This is a genomic window from Aeromicrobium panaciterrae (assembly GCF_039537165.1).
GTDB classification, from domain to species: Bacteria; Actinomycetota; Actinomycetes; order Propionibacteriales; family Nocardioidaceae; genus Aeromicrobium; species Aeromicrobium panaciterrae.
Window position 1 is genome coordinate 2,675,305 of the sequence record NZ_BAAAZZ010000002.1, and the last position, 14,901, is coordinate 2,690,205.

The following is a 14,901-nucleotide window of genomic DNA, read 5'->3' on the forward strand; positions in this document are numbered from 1 at the left end:
GGTCAGCGGGTCGGTTGATCCACTGCGACGTCCTTGGTCGCTGGGTCGACGCGAACCCTGATGGTCCTTCCGACGGCGAAGTCGGCCAGCTTGACCGGGCTGATCGGGACAACGATGTCGGTCTCGAAGGCTGGGACGCCGGAGGACTCCTCGATCCGCAGGCTCAGCTTGGTCATCAGGAAGATCGAGCTGACGCGGTTGCCGGTGTCGTACGTGTCGAGCACCACTGCGTCGGCAGGGAGTCCATCGGCGAGCACGCGCTCGACGGTGCTCGCGTGGGTTGCATGCCGCACCACGAGCCGCTGAAGGACGAAGACCGCCACGGTCAGGAGCGGGATCAGGATCACGAGCTTTGCCACCCGACGAGCGTAGGCCGAGTCGCCTCCGCGCGGAGTGTCGCCCCGCGGCGATAAAGTCGGCACATGGCGAGCGATGACGAACTCCGGCAACGGCACAAGGAGCTGGCCGAGGTCATCGAGGAGCACCGACAGCGCTACCACCGCGACGACGCGCCCACGATCTCCGACGGTGAGTACGACGCGCTGATCCGCGAGCTCCAGGACCTCGAGGAGCAGCTGCCCGAGCTCCGTACGCCCGACTCGCCGACACAGCAGGTCGGCGGCATGATCTCGTCGACGTTCGAGGCCTACGAGCACCGCGAGCGCCTGATGAGCCTCGACAACGCGTTCAGCATCCCCGAGCTCGAGGCGTGGCACGCCCGCATCGTCCGCGAGGGCATCGACGACGCCGAGTTCCTGTGCGAGCTCAAGGTCGACGGCCTCGCGATCTCACTGACCTACGAGGACGGCAAGCTCACCCGGGGTGTCACCCGTGGCGACGGCCGGGTCGGCGAGGACGTCACCAACAACGTCCGCACGATCGGCGTCATCCCGCACCGGCTCAAGGCCTCCACGAAGCACCCGATCCCGGCCTACGTCGAGGTCCGCGGTGAGGTGTTCTTCCCGACCGAGGCGTTCGAGGAGTTCAACAAGGCATGGGGAGAGGCCGGCAACACCCCGTTCTCCAACCCCCGCAATGCCGCCGCCGGCACGCTGCGCATGAAGGACGCGTCGGTCACGGCGAGCCGACCGCTGTCGATGGTGTGCCACGGCATCGGCTACCGCGAAGGGTTCACTCCCAAGCGTCAGAGCGAGGCGTACGAAGCGCTCAAGGCCTGGGGTCTTCCGACCAGTGACCGCATCAAGGTGGTGCCAGATCTGGCGGCCGTCGAGGAGTTCATCGACTACTACGGCGAGCACCGCCACGACGTGATCCACGAGATCGACGGTGTCGTGGTCAAGGTCGACCAGGTCGCCCTGCAGGGCCGCCTCGGCTCGACCTCGCGGGCCCCGCGCTGGGCCATCGCGTGGAAATACCCTCCCGAGGAGGTCAACACCCGCCTTCTCGACATCACGGTCAACGTCGGACGTACGGGGCGGGTGACGCCGTTCGGCGTGATGGAGCCGGTCCGGGTCTCTGGCTCGACCGTCCAGATGGCAACGCTGCACAACCAGCACGAGGTCAAACGCAAAGGCGTGCTGATCGGCGACATGGTGGTGCTCCGCAAGGCCGGTGACGTGATCCCCGAGATCGTCGGCCCCGTGGTCGCGCTGCGTGACGGCACCGAGCGCGAGTTCGTCATGCCGACCCATTGCCCCGCCTGCGGCACCAAGCTGGCACCCTCCCGCGAGGGCGACAAGGACATTCGCTGCCCCAACACCCGCACGTGCCCGTCTCAGCTGCGCGAGCGGTTGACGCACGTCGGTGGCAGGGGCGCGTTCGACATCGAGGTGTTCGGCTGGGAGGGCGCGATCGCGCTGCTCGAGGCGGGCGTCCTGGTCGACGAGGGCGGACTGTTCGGTCTCACCGAGGAGCAGCTGCTCCAGGTTCCGCTCTACACCCGCGCGGCCAAGAAGGGCGAGGACGGGGACCGGGTGCTCAGCGCCAACGGCCTCGCGTTGCTCGACAACCTCGAGAAGGCCAAGACCCAGCCGCTGTGGCGCGTGCTCGTGGCATTGTCGATCCGTCACGTCGGCCCGACGGCTGCTCGGGCACTGGCGACGCACTTCACGTCGATGGACGCGATCCGCCACGCCTCTGCCGCGGAGCTGGCAGCCGTCGACGGCGTCGGCCCCACCATCGCCGAGGCGGCCGCCGAGTGGTTCACGGTCGACTGGCACCAGGGCATCGTCGACCAGTGGAAGGCTGCCGGCGTACGCATGGAGGACGAGCGCGATGAGTCGATCCCGCGAACGCTCGAGGGACTCACGATCGTCGTGACAGGTTCGCTCGAGCGGTTCACCCGCGACTCCGTCAAGGAGGCGATCATCGCCCGCGGTGGCAAGGCGTCCGGATCGGTGTCCAAGAAGACCGACTACGTCGTGGTCGGTGAGAACGCCGGCTCCAAGGCCGACAAGGCCGAGGAGCTGGGGCGTCCGATCCTGGACGAGGCCGGCTTCGAGAAGCTCCTTGCTGAGGGCCCTCCCGATGCTTGAGATCCGGCCCAGCTGTGAGCGGTGCGACAAGGACCTCGACCCGCTGTCCGACGGCGCGATGATCTGCACGTACGAGTGCACCTGGTGCCGCGATTGCGCCGAGGTTCTCGGCTCGTGCCCCAACTGTGGCGGCGAGATGGTCCAGCGCCCCATACCGTCTGCCGCGCGCCTGGCGCAGGACCCGCCGTCAACCGTGCGGGTGTTCAATCCCGACCTGATGGCCCCCACGAGCGACTGAGTGCCTCCCCGTTCACCGCTGCCGCCGCGCCACGGGCTGGGAGCTGCGTGGCTGCGCACGCCCGACCGATCGCCTGACGCCCCGTGGTCGACGATGGGTGAGTGGCTGCACCACCGACTGCCCGAGCGGGTGGACGTCGCCGGGATGCTTGCCGGGGAGCGATTCGTGTACGACGACCTCCGGCCCGTCGCCGACGGTGACTCCTACACGCCGCACACCTTCGTGTGGTTTCACCGTGATCTGGTCGACGAGGCCGAGGTGCCCGGCGAGATCCACGTCGTGCACCGCGACAAGCGATTGATCGTGGTCGACAAACCGGCGTTCCTGTCGTCGATCCCGCGGGGCCGGCATGTGCGCCAGAGCGTCGTCGTACGACTGCGCGACGAGCTCGGCCTGCCGGAGCTCTCGCCGCTGCACCGGCTCGATCGGGTGACGTCGGGCCTGCTGTTGCTGGCGACGCAGCGGCGTTGGCGCGGCCCCTACCAAACCCTCTTCCAGGACAACCTCGTGACCAAGACCTATCGAGCGCTGGCGCCGGTGCGCCCAGACCTCGAGCTGCCGGTGACAGTGAGCAACCACATCGTCAAGCGGCGAGGCTCGTGGCAGGTCGAGGTGGTGCCGGGTGAGTCGCCCAACGCCGAGACGTCGATCGAGCTGGAGTCGTTCTCTGACGGTTGTGGCGTCTATCGACTCTCACCTCGCACCGGTCGCACGCATCAGCTGCGTCGGCACATGAACGATCTCGGCATCCCGATCGTCAACGACCCGCTCTATCCGGTGGTGCAGGACATCGAGGTCGACAACTTCGGCCACCCGCTGCAACTGTTGGCAGCCGAGCTCTCATTCACCGACCCCGTCGACGGTTCGCCTCGAGAGTTTCGTGCGGTGCGCGACATCCCCATACCGGGAGCGGTGGATATTCAACCCAAAGAGCAGTCATGAGGTTGAGTTCTCACCGATCGCGCGATGCGTCGCCCTTTCGGTTGCAAATCCACCGCTGCTCAGGCGAAGTTGAGCTTTTTGCCGATGTCGGTGAGCTTCTTCGGCACCTTCGCAAGCGGATGGTCCAGATCGAACAGGTGGGCCGCTTGGGTGGCCATCTCCTCAAGACGCTCCTTCATGAGCACCTGCTCAGAACGTCCTTCGGGATGGCGCTGGATGTCGCCCGGAAGGGAGAACGTCATGCCGGCGTTGACGCCAGGGTGATCCGGGCTGGCCGGCAGGCTCGCGAGGTGGCAGGCAATGCCCTCGAGCACGAACATCAGCTCGATCGCGAGGGTCATCAGGGGTGCCTTGTCGTCGCGGTATCCCACGTCGCGGCCCCACGACTGGACGAGGGCGCGCACCATCAGGCTGTAGAGCGAGTTGGCCAGGTCGAGCACCAGCTCCGCCTCCGGCTCGTTGACGAGGACCAGGGGCTCGGTGCTCCACGACTGCCGTGACACCGGATTGCGTGCGACGGGGAACGCGGGCTCGAACGTGGGGTCGTCGGCAAGGAAGGCCTCGTACTCGTCCTTGATGCGTACGAAGCGTTGGTAGTGACTGTCCTCCGAGTGGCTCGGAGCGCCTTCGCCCTGCTCGATGATCGTGTTGATCGCCGCCTTGGCGCTGGCAAGATCCGTGACCGGGATCAGGCCCGGGAGAGATGCCTCGGCCGGTCCGATCTGGGCTTCCGGGTCACCGCAGAAGACGTCGTCGGCGCCGTGCATGTGTACGAGTCCCTCGAAGCCGTGCAGGATGCCGCGATAGAGGTGGCCGATCGTCTCGTAGTCCTGAGCGCCGGGCATCAGGCGGCCCTTCTTCACCGTGCGGTCGTACGCAACCGGGTGATCAAAACCGGTCGCATCCTCGAGCTCGACGCCCTCGGGTCGCTCGAGGTAGATGAAATGGTCGAGGAGGGGCGGCGAGAATCCCGAGAGCTCGAGGATGAGGCCCGAGGGCAGGACTCCCGGAGGTATCGGGAACTCAGGGCGGGAAAAATGTGGCCCGGCGCCGATGGTGGAGGCGAGGTTCGCAGCGAGCGCGAGGTGCCCCATCTCCTCGACCGCGACCGACAGGATGACCGTGCGCCACTGCTGGACCGACTCGACCTGCTCGAGAGTCAGCCCGTCCTCTTCGGTGCGCTTGAGACTCCATGCCGCGTACAGGTAGCAGCACAGGATGCTGTGCTCGACTGCCGTCGCCTCCGCCAGCAGGTAGATCAGCTCTTCGCGCGTCTCGACCCTGATCGTCGGCTCAGCCATGGTGCCGACGCTATCGCGGCTTCAGGCGGTCGGGGCGAGGTTCTAGGGATCCGTACGGAGGCGCGAACCGAAGGCGGCGATCGCGACGACGGCGAAGACGATGCCCCAGATCGTCAGTCCGCCGGCCGCGGCATACAGCGCCGTGGTGATGAACAGGCACACCTGGACGAAGAACCGTTGCGGATTGGCCAGGCGTCGTGCCGAGGTGGGTGCCATCCATTGCGACCAGATGCCGACGACGACGAACGCCAGGAATGCCCCCAGTGCCCAGCCGCGCCAGCCCGACACCATGCCGTGCCCGGCGCCGACCAGCAGCACCAACATCGCGAGCTCGCACAGGAAGGCGACCAGGTCGCGGCCGCCGATGGTCGGTTGGGTCGTCATGTGCCCAGCCTAGGGTCCGGTAGTTTTTCGCCATGACCGAGACTCCACGCCCGAGCCCGGTGATCCTGCTCGTCGTGACCGAGGCCAACCGTGAGCTGCTGGACGACGAGTTCTCAAGTCGGTATGCGCGCGACTACGACGTGCGGATCGTGACCGACGTCCTGACCGTCACCGACTACGCGGCCTCCGTCATCGCCGACGGCCAGCCGATCGCGCTCATCGGCGTCGACTTCGAGCTCGAGATCAACGCCGTCGACGTCCTCGACGTGCTGCGCAACGTGTCACCGAGCAGCCGGCGCATCGTGCTCACCCCGTTCGGCTCGTTCCAACGATCCCTCGACGAGCTGCGCCCTGCGCTCGCGGTCGGGCGGCTCGACACGTACCTGCTGATCCCGCAGGGGCCCCGCGACGAGGAGTTCCACACCGCGATCGCCGAGTATCTCTCCGAATGGGCCACGACGACCTCGACGCCGGAGATCGCCGGCGTACGCATCGTCGACGACGGCAACCAGCCCGCCGTGGCCGGCATCCGCGACTTCCTCGACCGCATGGCGGTGCCGTGGACCCGTTACCGCCCCGACAGCCCGGTCGGTGAAGAGCTGATCGCCGAGGCCGGCGAGGGTGCCGAGCTGCCGATCGTCAAGGCGTTCGCGTGGCCTGCGCTCGCGGCAGCCAACGAGCACCTGGTCGCGAGCTCGTTCTATGGATCGCCGTCCGAGCTCGGTGACGACTACGTGGCTGACCTCGTCGTGATCGGCTCCGGACCGGCAGGGCTCGCCGCTGCCGTCTACGGAGCCTCCGAAGGCCTGCAGACCGTCGTGTTCGAGTCCGAGGCGGTGGGCGGACAGGCCGGCACGAGCTCGATGATCCGCAACTACCTGGGCTTCCCGCGGGGCATCTCGGGCATGCGTCTGGCATTTCGTGCCAGGCTGCAAGCCACCCGTTTCGGTGCCCGCATTTTCACGGGTCGGCCGGTCCAGGGGCTCACGGTCGGCGACCTCCACGACGTGACCCATGAGGACGGCGTGATCCAGGCACGCGCGGTGCTGATCGCGTGCGGTGTCAGTTACCGCCGCCTCGGCGTCTCAGCCCTCGAAGAACTCGTGGGGCTCGGCGTCCACTACGGCGCCGCGACCAGCGTGGCACGCGAGATGGAGGGTCGCGAGGTCTTCGTCGTCGGCGGAGGAAACTCGGCGGGCCAGGCCGCGATCCACCTTGCTCGGTTTGCGCGAAGGGTCACGATCGTCGTACGCCGTCAGTCTCTCGAAGAGACCATGTCGGCGTATCTCGTCAACGAGATCGCCACGCACCGCAGCATCCGCGTACGGACCGGATCGCGCATCGTCGACGGTGGTGGTGAAGGGCGACTCGAGTGGATCGACCTCGAGGCCGACTCCGTGGAGCGGGTACCGGTCGACGGGTTGTTCCTGCTGCTCGGTGCGGAGCCCGGCTGTGACTGGTTGCCGGACGAGGTGGCGCGCGACGAGAACGGGTTCATCCTCACCGGGCGTGACGTCCCGAGGGAGATGTGGGTCGACGGACTGCCACCGGCTCCGTTGGAGACCACCGTGCCAGGCATCTTCGCGGCCGGAGACATCCGCTCGGGCTCGATGAAGCGCGTGGCATCCGCCAGCGGCGAAGGCGCTGGTGCCGTGTCGCTCGTGCACGCGCATCTGGCACCAGCGCCGGACTAACCCTTCACGCGCTTGATGATGCTGGCAGCCAGCTCGGCCGGTCGCTCGTCAGGGATCCAGTGTGTGGCGCCCTCGAAGATCTCGAACTCGTACGGTCCGGTGACCCAGCGCTGGTTCATCTCGGCACCCTTGCGCCCCAGCGCGATGTCGTTGTCGCTCCAGACGTACGTCGTCGGGACGCCGACCTTCTTGCCGAACTGGCTCGGCGCAACGCGGAACATCGAGCGGTAGTAGCCGAGCCCGCCAGGCAGCGCGCCGTAGTCGACGATCTCGGTGTGGAACTGCTTGACCATCTCCTTGGTCATGCCACCACCGCGCAGGAGCTTGTCGCCACGGCCGCTGCTCAAGATCCACTCCGGCAGGAACGGGAACTGGAACAGGCCCATGTAGTAAGACTTGAACGCCTGCGTGCTGCTGAGCATTGATCGCAGGAACGCGCCGGGGTGTGGCACCGAGACGGCAGTGAGCGTCGAGACCTTGTCGGCGTGGTTGCCGGCAACCGACCAGGCGATCGCGCCGCCCCAGTCGTGGGCGACGAGGTGTACGGGACCCGTGCCGATGGTGTCGATCAACGCCGTGATGTCAGAGGTCAGCGCCTTGGCGCCGTACGCGAACCGGCTGCGAGGTCGGGCGCCGGGGGAGTAGCCGCGCTGGTCGGGCGCATACGTACGCATGCCCGCCGCGTGCAGATGTGCTGACACCGCATTCCAGCACGAAGCGCGCTGGGGGAAGCCGTGCAGGAGCACGACGGGAGTGCCGTCAATGGGACCGCTGTCGATCACGTCGAACGTGAAGCGTCCGTTGCTGAACTGGGAGATTCGCTCGGAGGTCATGCTGCATCTTTGCAGGGATGGCCCGGTCACTAGGATGAATCGGTACCCCCAACCACCTTTGCAAGGATCTGTATGTCTGAGCCCTTGGGCATCTCGCGCGCCGACGTCGCCCATCTCGCCGGCCTCGCGCGCATCGACCTGAGTGACGCCGAGCTCGACCATCTCGCCACCGAGCTGCCGTCGATCCTCGAGTACGTCGCAGCCGTTCAGCAGGCTGCCGGAGACGACGTCGAGGCGATGAGCCACCCGGTGCCCGTCAACAACGTGTTCCGCGAGGACGTCGTACGCCCGAGCCTGACGCAGGACGAAGCGCTCGCCATGGCACCGGCGTCGGACCAGGGACGCTTCGGCGTGCCCAAGATCCTGGGAGAAGAATGAGTACGCGTGATCTGACCACGGCGACAGCCGACGAGCTGTCACAGACGCTTGCAAAGGGCGACGCCAGCTCCGTCGAGGTGACCCAGGCGCACATCGATCGCATCGCCGCCGTTGATGGCACGATCCACGCGTTCCTGCACGTCGACGCCGAGGGTGCTCTCGCCACGGCCGCCGACATCGACGCCCGCCGCTCCAAGGGCGAGAAGCTGCACGCCCTTGCCGGTGTGCCGATCGCGGTCAAGGACATCGTCGCGACGATCGGCCTGCCCACCACGTGTGGCTCCAAGATCCTCGACGGCTGGATCCCTCCGTACGACGCCACGATCACCCGGCACATCAAGGCCGCCGGTCTGCCGATCCTGGGCAAGACCAACATGGACGAGTTCGCGATGGGCTCGTCGACCGAGCACTCCGCGTACGGCCCGACCTACAACCCGTGGGACATCACCCGTAGTCCCGGCGGCTCCGGTGGTGGCTCCGCTGCCGCGGTCGCCGCGTTCGAGGCGCCGCTCGCGATCGGCACCGACACCGGCGGCTCGATCCGCCAGCCCGGTGCCCTCACCGGCACGGTCGGCGTGAAGCCGACGTACGGCGGAGTGAGCCGCTACGGACTCGTCGCCCTCGCCAGCAGCCTCGACCAGGCCGGCCCCGTCACCCGTTCGGTGCTCGACGCGGCGCTGCTGCACGAGCTCATCGGCGGCCACGACCCGTGTGACTCGACCAGCATCGACGGACCCGTGCCGGCCGTGGTCGCCGCGGCGCGCAAGGCCGACGTCAAGGGCCTCAAGGTCGGCATCATCACCGAGCTCGGCGGCGACGGCTTCCAGCCCGGTGTACGCGCTCGCTTCGACGAGGCCGTCGCGCTCCTCACCGGCGCCGGGGCCGAGGTCGTCGAGGTCTCGCTGCCGAGCCTCGAGCACGCCCTCGCCGCCTACTACCTCGTGATGCCGAGCGAGGCGAGCAGCAACCTCGCCCGCTTCGACGCGATGCGCTACGGCGTACGCGTGCCGCCCACCGGCAACGACGACCCCAGTGCCGAGCAGGTCATGGCCTCCAGCCGTGACGCCGGCTTCGGCGACGAGGTCAAGCGCCGCATCATCCTGGGCACCTACGCGCTCTCGAGCGGCTACTACGACGCCTACTACGGCTCGGCCCAGAAGGTTCGCACGCTCATCGCCAGCGACTTCGCCGCAGCGTTCGCCAAGGTCGACGTGCTCGTCTCGCCGACCTCGCCGACCACGGCATTCGAGCTGGGCGCCAAGCTGGACGACCCGCTGTCGATGTACCTGCAAGACGTTGCCACGATCCCGGCCAACCTGGTCGGCATCCCCGGACTGTCGCTGCCGATCGGCCTCGCCGACGAGGACCGGCTCCCCGTGGGTCTGCAGTTCCTCGCGCCGCAGAAGGCCGACGACCGTCTCTACAACGCCGGCGCAGCCCTGGAGCGTCTGCTCGAGGAGAAGTGGGGCGGCTCTTTGCTGGCGCAGGCTCCCGAGCTGGAGGTGGCCCGATGACCGAGACCTTGGTTCCGTTCGACGAGGCCATCACCCGCTACGACCCCGTGATGGGACTCGAGATCCACATCGAGCTCAACACCGCGACCAAGATGTTCTGCGGCTGCCCGACCGAGTTCGGCGCCGAGCCCAACACCCAGACGTGCCCTGTGTGCCTCGCACTGCCGGGCGCCTTGCCGGTCGTCAACGCCAAGGCCGTCGAGTCGGCGATACGCATAGGCCTCGCGCTCAACTGCGAGATCGCACAGTGGTGCCGCTTCGCGCGCAAGAACTACTTCTATCCCGACATGCCCAAGAACTTCCAGACCTCGCAGTACGACGAGCCGATCGCGTTCGACGGCTTCGTCGATGTCGAGGTGGACGGTGAGACCTACCGCATCGAGATCGAGCGCGCCCACATGGAGGAAGACACCGGCAAGGCGCTGCACGTCGGCGGCTCGACCGGCCGTATCCACGGCGCCGACTACTCGCTGGTCGACTACAACCGTGCCGGCATCCCGCTGATCGAGATCGTCACCCGCACGATCGAGGTCCCGGCGGACAAGGCTCCGGCTGTCGCCCGCGCGTACGTCTCCCACGTGCGTGACCTGATCGGCGGCCTCGGCGTCTCCGACGTGCGCATGGACCAAGGTTCGCTGCGCGCCGACGTCAACCTCTCGCTCAAGCCCAAGGGGTCCGACACGCTTGGCACCCGCTCGGAGACCAAGAACGTCAACTCGTTCCGGTCGGTGGAGCGCGCCGTACGCTACGAGGTCTCTCGTCACGCGGGCATCCTCGACGCGGGCGACAAGGTCCTGCAGGAGACGCGGCACTTCCAGGAGGACAGCGGCACGACGTCGTCGGGCCGCGAGAAGTCCGACGCCGACGACTACCGCTACTTCCCCGAGCCCGACCTCGCTCCGGTGTCGCCGTCGCGCGAATGGGTCGAGGAGCTGCGGGCGACGCTGCCCGAGCCTCCCGCCGTACGCCGTGCGCGCCTGCAGGCCGACTGGGGCTTCTCCGACCTCGACATGCGCGACACGATCGGCGCCGGTGCGCTCGACCTGATCGTCGCAACGGTCGAAGCCGGTACGACTCCGCAGGCTGCCAAGAAGTGGTGGCTCGGCGAGATGGCCCGACGCGCCAACGAGACCGGCACGGACCTCGACGCCCTCGGCATCACGCCGGAACAGGTCGCCGAGATCCAGGCGCTCATCGACGCTGGTCGCATCAACGACAAGCTCGCCCGTTCGGTGTTCGACGGCGTGATTGCCGGTGAGGGCACGGCCAAGGAGGTCGTGGTCGGCCGCAAGCTCGAGGTCGTCTCCGATGACGGCGCACTCGGCGCCGCCGTCGACCGGGCGATCGAGGCCGACCCCGATGCGGCCGAGAAGATCCGCGCCGGCAACCTCGGTGTCGCCGGTGCATTGATCGGTGCCGTGATGAAGGAGATGCGTGGTCAGGCCGACGCCGGCCGCGTACGCGAGCTCATCCTCGAAAAGCTCAGGTGACCCGTGCCTGGTCGTCGCGACAGCCGGTGGCAGGTCGCGCGCTATGAAACCGGCATCGAGCGCTGGACCAATTCGTGGTTTGGGCGGCTCTTGTGCACGGCATTGGGATTGTTCGGGGTCGTGGCTGGTGTGGCGACACCCGTCCTGAACGTCTTTCTTCTTGCGGTGCCCGGAGCGCTTCTGCTCCTCAGTGTGTGGACGGCCAAGCTGGAAATTGCCGACGGCGTCTTGTTTGCCAGAGACTTCGGCCGTGTCAGATCAATACCGCTCGACCAGATCGCCGAGGCGGAGCCCGCGTTGTTCGGGATCCGCTTCAGGGCAGATGACGGGCGCTGGGTTCGAAGCTTGGTCTCGGGCGAGCAGGGCAACGAGCTCTGGGTGACCCGAGCCCAGCGCATCTGTGACGAGGTCATGCGTCGGGCAGACGGGGTGCGTCCCGCGTAGCCTCCTGGCATGGACACTGGCGAACTGCTGGCACGGGTGCGCGAGATCGCACTGCAGCAGCCGCTCGTGACCGAGCGGCTGAGCCATGGCGGTCCCGGTTGGTTCATCGAGAAGTCGCCGCAGTTCGCAATGTTTCTCGACCATCACCACGGCGTCGACTGGGTCGCGATCTGGATCGCGTGCCCGGAGGGTGCGCGGGAGCCGTTGATCGATGACGACCCCGACACGTACTTCATTCCGCCGTACGTCGGCACCCGCGGCTGGGTCGGCGTGCGACTCGACGAGACGACGGATTGGGACACAGTCGCCGACCTGATCGACGACGCCTGGCACGCCGTCGCCAAACCGAGACAACGCGCCGCGGCGGACTAGACCCGTCACACTCGGTCGAGCAGCAGCTTGAGCTCGTCGAGCACGATCTCGGGGAACTCGATCGGGATGAAGTGCGTCGATGCGAGCTCGCGATAACGCGAACCCTCGATCCGCTTGGATGCCGAGAGCATGTCGCGCGCGCCGGTCAGCATGTCCCACTTGCCGGCGATGAACGTGGTCGGCACGGAGATCGACGACAGTGACACCCGCTGGTGCTCCGAGACGCCGAGGGCGAGCTTGGCATACCAGGACGGGTGCGTCGTGCAGAACTCCTGGAGCAGCGTACGCAGCTCGCCCACATCGGCGGCAGGATTGATCAGCCGTGACCAGCGCAGCATGTTGGCAGTCGCATTGGTCCACGGGATGCGCCGGCTGATGGGGGCGATCACCGGCCCATAGAATCCCCCGGACCGGGCGAGGCCGACCATCAGGCGCTTGGCGATGAACGGCGGCACCCTGATCGGTGCCAGCATCGTGGCGAACGTGTTGCCGGGTACGCCGGCGACGGCGAGGATCCCGTTGACCCGTTCGGGAAAGCGGCCGGCGAGCTCGAAGGCGACCGTGACACCGGCCGACCAGCTCGCAACCGTCGCGGTGGTGACACCTGCGTCGTCCATCACGGCGACCGCATCCTCGACGAACGCGTCGAGGTCGACCCGGTCGTCGGCCGGGCGCGCCGACCCGCCCGTGCCCCGGTGGTTCCACGAGATGACGCGCACGCCGCAGTCGGGCCTGAGCAGCGACGGCCAGGCGTGCGGGTTGGTGCCCAGGCCGTTGGACAGCAGCACGGTGGGGCCTTCAGCGTCGTTGGTCCACGCGCGCAGCCGGGTGCCGTCGGCGCTGATGACGTCGTAGTAGCGGACGAACGCCGTGGGTGTGGTCACGCCGTGAATTGTCGCATTGCCGCGTCCGTAGAGTGGCGTCATGGCCACACTCCCTCCCGAGGCCGCGGGCGACGCCACGGCCAAGAGGGCCGACCTCGTTCTCGAGGGTGGGGGAGTGAAGGGCATCGCACTGGTCGGCGCTGCCGTGGCGCTGGCCGAGGACGGCTACCGTTTCGAGCGCGTGGCGGGCTCGTCCGCCGGCGCCCTGGTCGGCGCGATCATGGTCGCGATGCAGCAGCGGGGCGAGCCGATGAGCCGGGTCGACGACATCATGCGCACGCTCGACTACACCAGGATGCTCGACCGGCGCGGGGCCGGCAGGGCGTTCCGCTGGTGGCCCGCGATCGCCAACGGTCTGGGCATCGTGTTCAACCAGGGGATGTATCACGGCAAGTACCTCGAGGACTGGACACGGGGCGTGCTGCGCGATCTGGGCGTCGAGACGTTCGGCGACCTCGCGTTCCCCGATCCGGGCTCGGCACTGGATCCTGAGCAGTCCTACCGGCTCGTGGTGACGGCGAGCGACCTGTCGCGCCAACGGTTGATGTACCTCCCGTGGGACCTGCAGGAGTACGACGTCGACCCCGACACGTTCCCGGTCTCGCGGGCCGTGCGAGCGTCGGCCGCCATCCCGTTCATGTTCGAGCCGGTGACGCTCAAGGGCAGGTACGGCGTCTCGACGCTGGCGGACGGCTCGCTCCTCCGCAGCTATCCCATCGAGATCTTCGATCGCGACGACGGCTTGCCGAGCCGCTGGCCCACGGTCGGCATCCGACTGAGCTCACCGTCGAACGAGCAGGAGCTCGCCAAGCCGATCACCGGCCCGATCTCGATGATCCTGAGCCTGGTCTACACGACGGTCGACTCGACCCAGGTGCGTCACGTCAACGATCCCGCCAACGTCGAGCGCAGCATCTTCGCCAAGCCGAGGGGCATCAAGTGGACCGACTTCGACCTCTCAGCCGACCAGCAGCAGCTCTTGTACGACTCGGGCTACGCCGCCGCCCGCAAGTGGATCGACGAGCACCCCGACGGGATGCACCCCGGCGTCAAGCCCGAGCGACGATCGCATCCATGAGCCGCTCGGCACCGCCGTCGGACCAGGGCAGGAACAGGCTGGGCTCCGTCAGCTCGAGCTCGATGACCAGTGGTGATCCGTCGGCCGCGGTGACCAGGTCGACACGGGCATACAGCAGCCCCGCATCGCGACCGAGGATCTGATCGGTCGCTGCCAGCGCCTGCCTTGCGACGGCGTGCTGGGCGTCGGTGGGGTTGCGCGTCAAGGGGTTCTCACCACGACCGTCGCGATCCTGGCGGACCCCTTCGCCCTTCGCGAGGATCGCGCCCTTGCGGATCGCGTGCGAGAACGTACCGCCGAAGAACAGCATCGCGGTCTCGCCCTCGTCGTCGACCGAGGCGATGTAGGGCTGTGTCATCGACGTACGGCCTGCGGCGACGAGCGCGGCGGAGTGCGCGTAGACGTCATCACGGGAGGTCCACCGCGCGGTGTCACGTGACCCTGCCGAGACTGTCGGCTTCACGACCCACTCGTCGTGCTGGCCGATGTCGTCGCCCTCGGAGATGTCCCAGCGGGTCTCGATGATGGGTACGCCAGCCTCTTGGAGCTGCTGGAGGTAGACCTTGTCGGTGTTCCACCTGATCACGTCGTGGCTGTTGTGGAGCGTCGGCACGGATGCTGCCCATGCGAGGAACTCGTCTCGCCGGTTGGTGTAGTCCCAGCACGAGCGGACGATCACGGCGTCGTAGGACGACCAGTCGACGGCGGGGTCGTCCCAGATCGCGATCTCGGCCTGTATGCCGCGCGTCGCGGCTGCGTCGAGGAGCAGGGGGAGGTCATGGTCCAGGTCACGGAAGTCGGCAGCGGAGGCCAGTGCGATGCTCACGGTTGCATTCTATCGATGAAGCCATGTG

16 protein-coding genes are annotated in these 14,901 nt (G+C 67.6%); 10 read left to right on the forward strand and 6 right to left on the reverse strand.

Annotated elements, in window-relative coordinates; translation table 11 throughout:
• Positions 1-2: 2 nt before the first annotated feature.
• Positions 3-359 (reverse strand): hypothetical protein, encoded by a 357-nt coding sequence (locus ABD683_RS14020; protein WP_344770578.1) that lies wholly within the window; start codon positions 357-359, stop codon positions 3-5.
• A gap of 63 nt (positions 360-422) precedes the next feature.
• Here ABD683_RS14020 and ligA point away from each other — a divergent pair, with 63 nt between their 5' ends.
• The 3 genes from ligA (at position 423) to ABD683_RS14035 (ending at position 3,675) form a co-directional block, all read left to right on the forward strand.
• Positions 423-2,495: an NAD-dependent DNA ligase LigA gene (gene ligA / locus ABD683_RS14025; RefSeq protein ID WP_344770579.1), complete on the forward strand. Its 2,073-nt coding sequence runs from the start codon at positions 423-425 to the stop codon at positions 2,493-2,495.
• Positions 2,488-2,733 (forward strand): DUF1272 domain-containing protein, encoded by a 246-nt coding sequence (locus tag ABD683_RS14030; protein WP_344770580.1) that lies wholly within the window; start codon positions 2,488-2,490, stop codon positions 2,731-2,733. Before ligA ends, ABD683_RS14030 begins: the two co-directional genes overlap by 8 nt.
• Before the next feature lie 93 nt (positions 2,734-2,826).
• The gene (locus tag ABD683_RS14035) at positions 2,827-3,675 is read left to right on the forward strand and encodes a pseudouridine synthase (protein ID WP_344771606.1); all 849 of its coding nucleotides are present in this window, start codon (positions 2,827-2,829) and stop codon (positions 3,673-3,675) included.
• A 59-nt stretch (positions 3,676-3,734) separates the two neighbouring features.
• Here the strand turns inward: ABD683_RS14035 and ABD683_RS14040 are convergent, their stop codons facing one another.
• Positions 3,735-4,976 carry a ferritin-like domain-containing protein gene (locus ABD683_RS14040; protein WP_344770581.1) on the reverse strand — a complete coding sequence of 414 codons (1,242 nt, stop codon included), beginning with the start codon at positions 4,974-4,976 and terminating at the stop codon, positions 3,735-3,737.
• A 42-nt stretch (positions 4,977-5,018) separates the two neighbouring features.
• Complete coding sequence (locus ABD683_RS14045) at positions 5,019-5,360, reverse strand: YrdB family protein (protein WP_344770582.1); 342 nt, start codon at positions 5,358-5,360, stop codon at positions 5,019-5,021.
• 32 nt (positions 5,361-5,392) lie between these two features.
• Between ABD683_RS14045 and ABD683_RS14050 the strand changes: the two genes are divergently transcribed.
• Positions 5,393-7,054: an NAD(P)/FAD-dependent oxidoreductase gene (locus tag ABD683_RS14050; protein WP_344770583.1), complete on the forward strand. Its 1,662-nt coding sequence runs from the start codon at positions 5,393-5,395 to the stop codon at positions 7,052-7,054.
• On the opposite strand, the gene ABD683_RS14055 is transcribed toward ABD683_RS14050, so the two are convergent.
• Positions 7,051-7,887, reverse strand: a complete 837-nt coding sequence (locus tag ABD683_RS14055; RefSeq protein WP_344770584.1) for an alpha/beta fold hydrolase — start codon at positions 7,885-7,887, stop codon at positions 7,051-7,053. The two genes, ABD683_RS14050 and ABD683_RS14055, sit on opposite strands and share 4 nt — an antisense overlap.
• 84 nt (positions 7,888-7,971) lie before the next feature.
• On the opposite strand from ABD683_RS14055, the gene gatC reads away from it, so the two are divergent.
• Genes gatC through ABD683_RS14080 form a run of 5 tightly spaced genes read left to right on the forward strand, consistent with a single transcriptional unit; the run spans position 7,972 to position 12,085 of the window.
• Positions 7,972-8,265, forward strand: a complete 294-nt coding sequence (gene gatC / locus ABD683_RS14060; protein WP_425548534.1) for an Asp-tRNA(Asn)/Glu-tRNA(Gln) amidotransferase subunit GatC — start codon at positions 7,972-7,974, stop codon at positions 8,263-8,265.
• Positions 8,262-9,779 (forward strand): Asp-tRNA(Asn)/Glu-tRNA(Gln) amidotransferase subunit GatA, encoded by a 1,518-nt coding sequence (gatA, locus tag ABD683_RS14065; protein WP_344770585.1) that lies wholly within the window; start codon positions 8,262-8,264, stop codon positions 9,777-9,779. The genes gatC and gatA overlap by 4 nt, the downstream gene beginning before the upstream one ends.
• Positions 9,776-11,269: an Asp-tRNA(Asn)/Glu-tRNA(Gln) amidotransferase subunit GatB gene (gene gatB / locus ABD683_RS14070; RefSeq protein ID WP_344770586.1), complete on the forward strand. Its 1,494-nt coding sequence runs from the start codon at positions 9,776-9,778 to the stop codon at positions 11,267-11,269. Before gatA ends, gatB begins: the two co-directional genes overlap by 4 nt.
• Before the next feature lie 3 nt (positions 11,270-11,272).
• The gene (locus ABD683_RS14075) at positions 11,273-11,713 is read left to right on the forward strand and encodes a hypothetical protein (RefSeq protein WP_344770588.1); all 441 of its coding nucleotides are present in this window, start codon (positions 11,273-11,275) and stop codon (positions 11,711-11,713) included.
• 9 nt (positions 11,714-11,722) lie between these two features.
• Entirely contained in the window at positions 11,723-12,085 is a 363-nt protein-coding gene (locus ABD683_RS14080; protein ID WP_344770589.1) for an MmcQ/YjbR family DNA-binding protein, read from the forward strand.
• 5 nt (positions 12,086-12,090) lie between these two features.
• Here the strand turns inward: ABD683_RS14080 and ABD683_RS14085 are convergent, their stop codons facing one another.
• Positions 12,091-12,969, reverse strand: a complete 879-nt coding sequence (locus tag ABD683_RS14085) for an alpha/beta fold hydrolase (RefSeq protein ID WP_344770590.1) — start codon at positions 12,967-12,969, stop codon at positions 12,091-12,093.
• A gap of 40 nt (positions 12,970-13,009) precedes the next feature.
• Between ABD683_RS14085 and ABD683_RS14090 the strand changes: the two genes are divergently transcribed.
• Complete coding sequence (locus tag ABD683_RS14090; protein WP_344770591.1) at positions 13,010-14,047, forward strand: patatin-like phospholipase family protein; 1,038 nt, start codon at positions 13,010-13,012, stop codon at positions 14,045-14,047.
• On the opposite strand, the gene ABD683_RS14095 is transcribed toward ABD683_RS14090, so the two are convergent.
• Positions 14,019-14,873, reverse strand: a complete 855-nt coding sequence (locus tag ABD683_RS14095) for an ATP-grasp domain-containing protein (RefSeq protein ID WP_344770592.1) — start codon at positions 14,871-14,873, stop codon at positions 14,019-14,021. The two genes, ABD683_RS14090 and ABD683_RS14095, sit on opposite strands and share 29 nt — an antisense overlap.
• Between the last annotated feature and the right edge of the window lie 28 nt (positions 14,874-14,901).

Coding starts and splice junctions, on each gene's coding strand:
- ligA (WP_344770579.1), top strand. CDS start 423: ATGGCGAGCGATGACGAACTCCGGCAACGGCACAAGGAGCTGGCCGAG.
- ABD683_RS14030 (WP_344770580.1), top strand. CDS start 2,488: ATGCTTGAGATCCGGCCCAGCTGTGAGCGGTGCGACAAGGACCTCGAC.
- ABD683_RS14035 (WP_344771606.1), top strand. CDS start 2,827: ATGGGTGAGTGGCTGCACCACCGACTGCCCGAGCGGGTGGACGTCGCC.
- ABD683_RS14040 (WP_344770581.1), bottom strand. CDS start 4,976: ATGGCTGAGCCGACGATCAGGGTCGAGACGCGCGAAGAGCTGATCTAC.
- ABD683_RS14045 (WP_344770582.1), bottom strand. CDS start 5,360: ATGACGACCCAACCGACCATCGGCGGCCGCGACCTGGTCGCCTTCCTG.
- ABD683_RS14050 (WP_344770583.1), top strand. CDS start 5,393: ATGACCGAGACTCCACGCCCGAGCCCGGTGATCCTGCTCGTCGTGACC.
- ABD683_RS14055 (WP_344770584.1), bottom strand. CDS start 7,887: ATGACCTCCGAGCGAATCTCCCAGTTCAGCAACGGACGCTTCACGTTC.
- gatA (WP_344770585.1), top strand. CDS start 8,262: ATGAGTACGCGTGATCTGACCACGGCGACAGCCGACGAGCTGTCACAG.
- gatB (WP_344770586.1), top strand. CDS start 9,776: ATGACCGAGACCTTGGTTCCGTTCGACGAGGCCATCACCCGCTACGAC.
- ABD683_RS14080 (WP_344770589.1), top strand. CDS start 11,723: ATGGACACTGGCGAACTGCTGGCACGGGTGCGCGAGATCGCACTGCAG.
- ABD683_RS14090 (WP_344770591.1), top strand. CDS start 13,010: ATGGCCACACTCCCTCCCGAGGCCGCGGGCGACGCCACGGCCAAGAGG.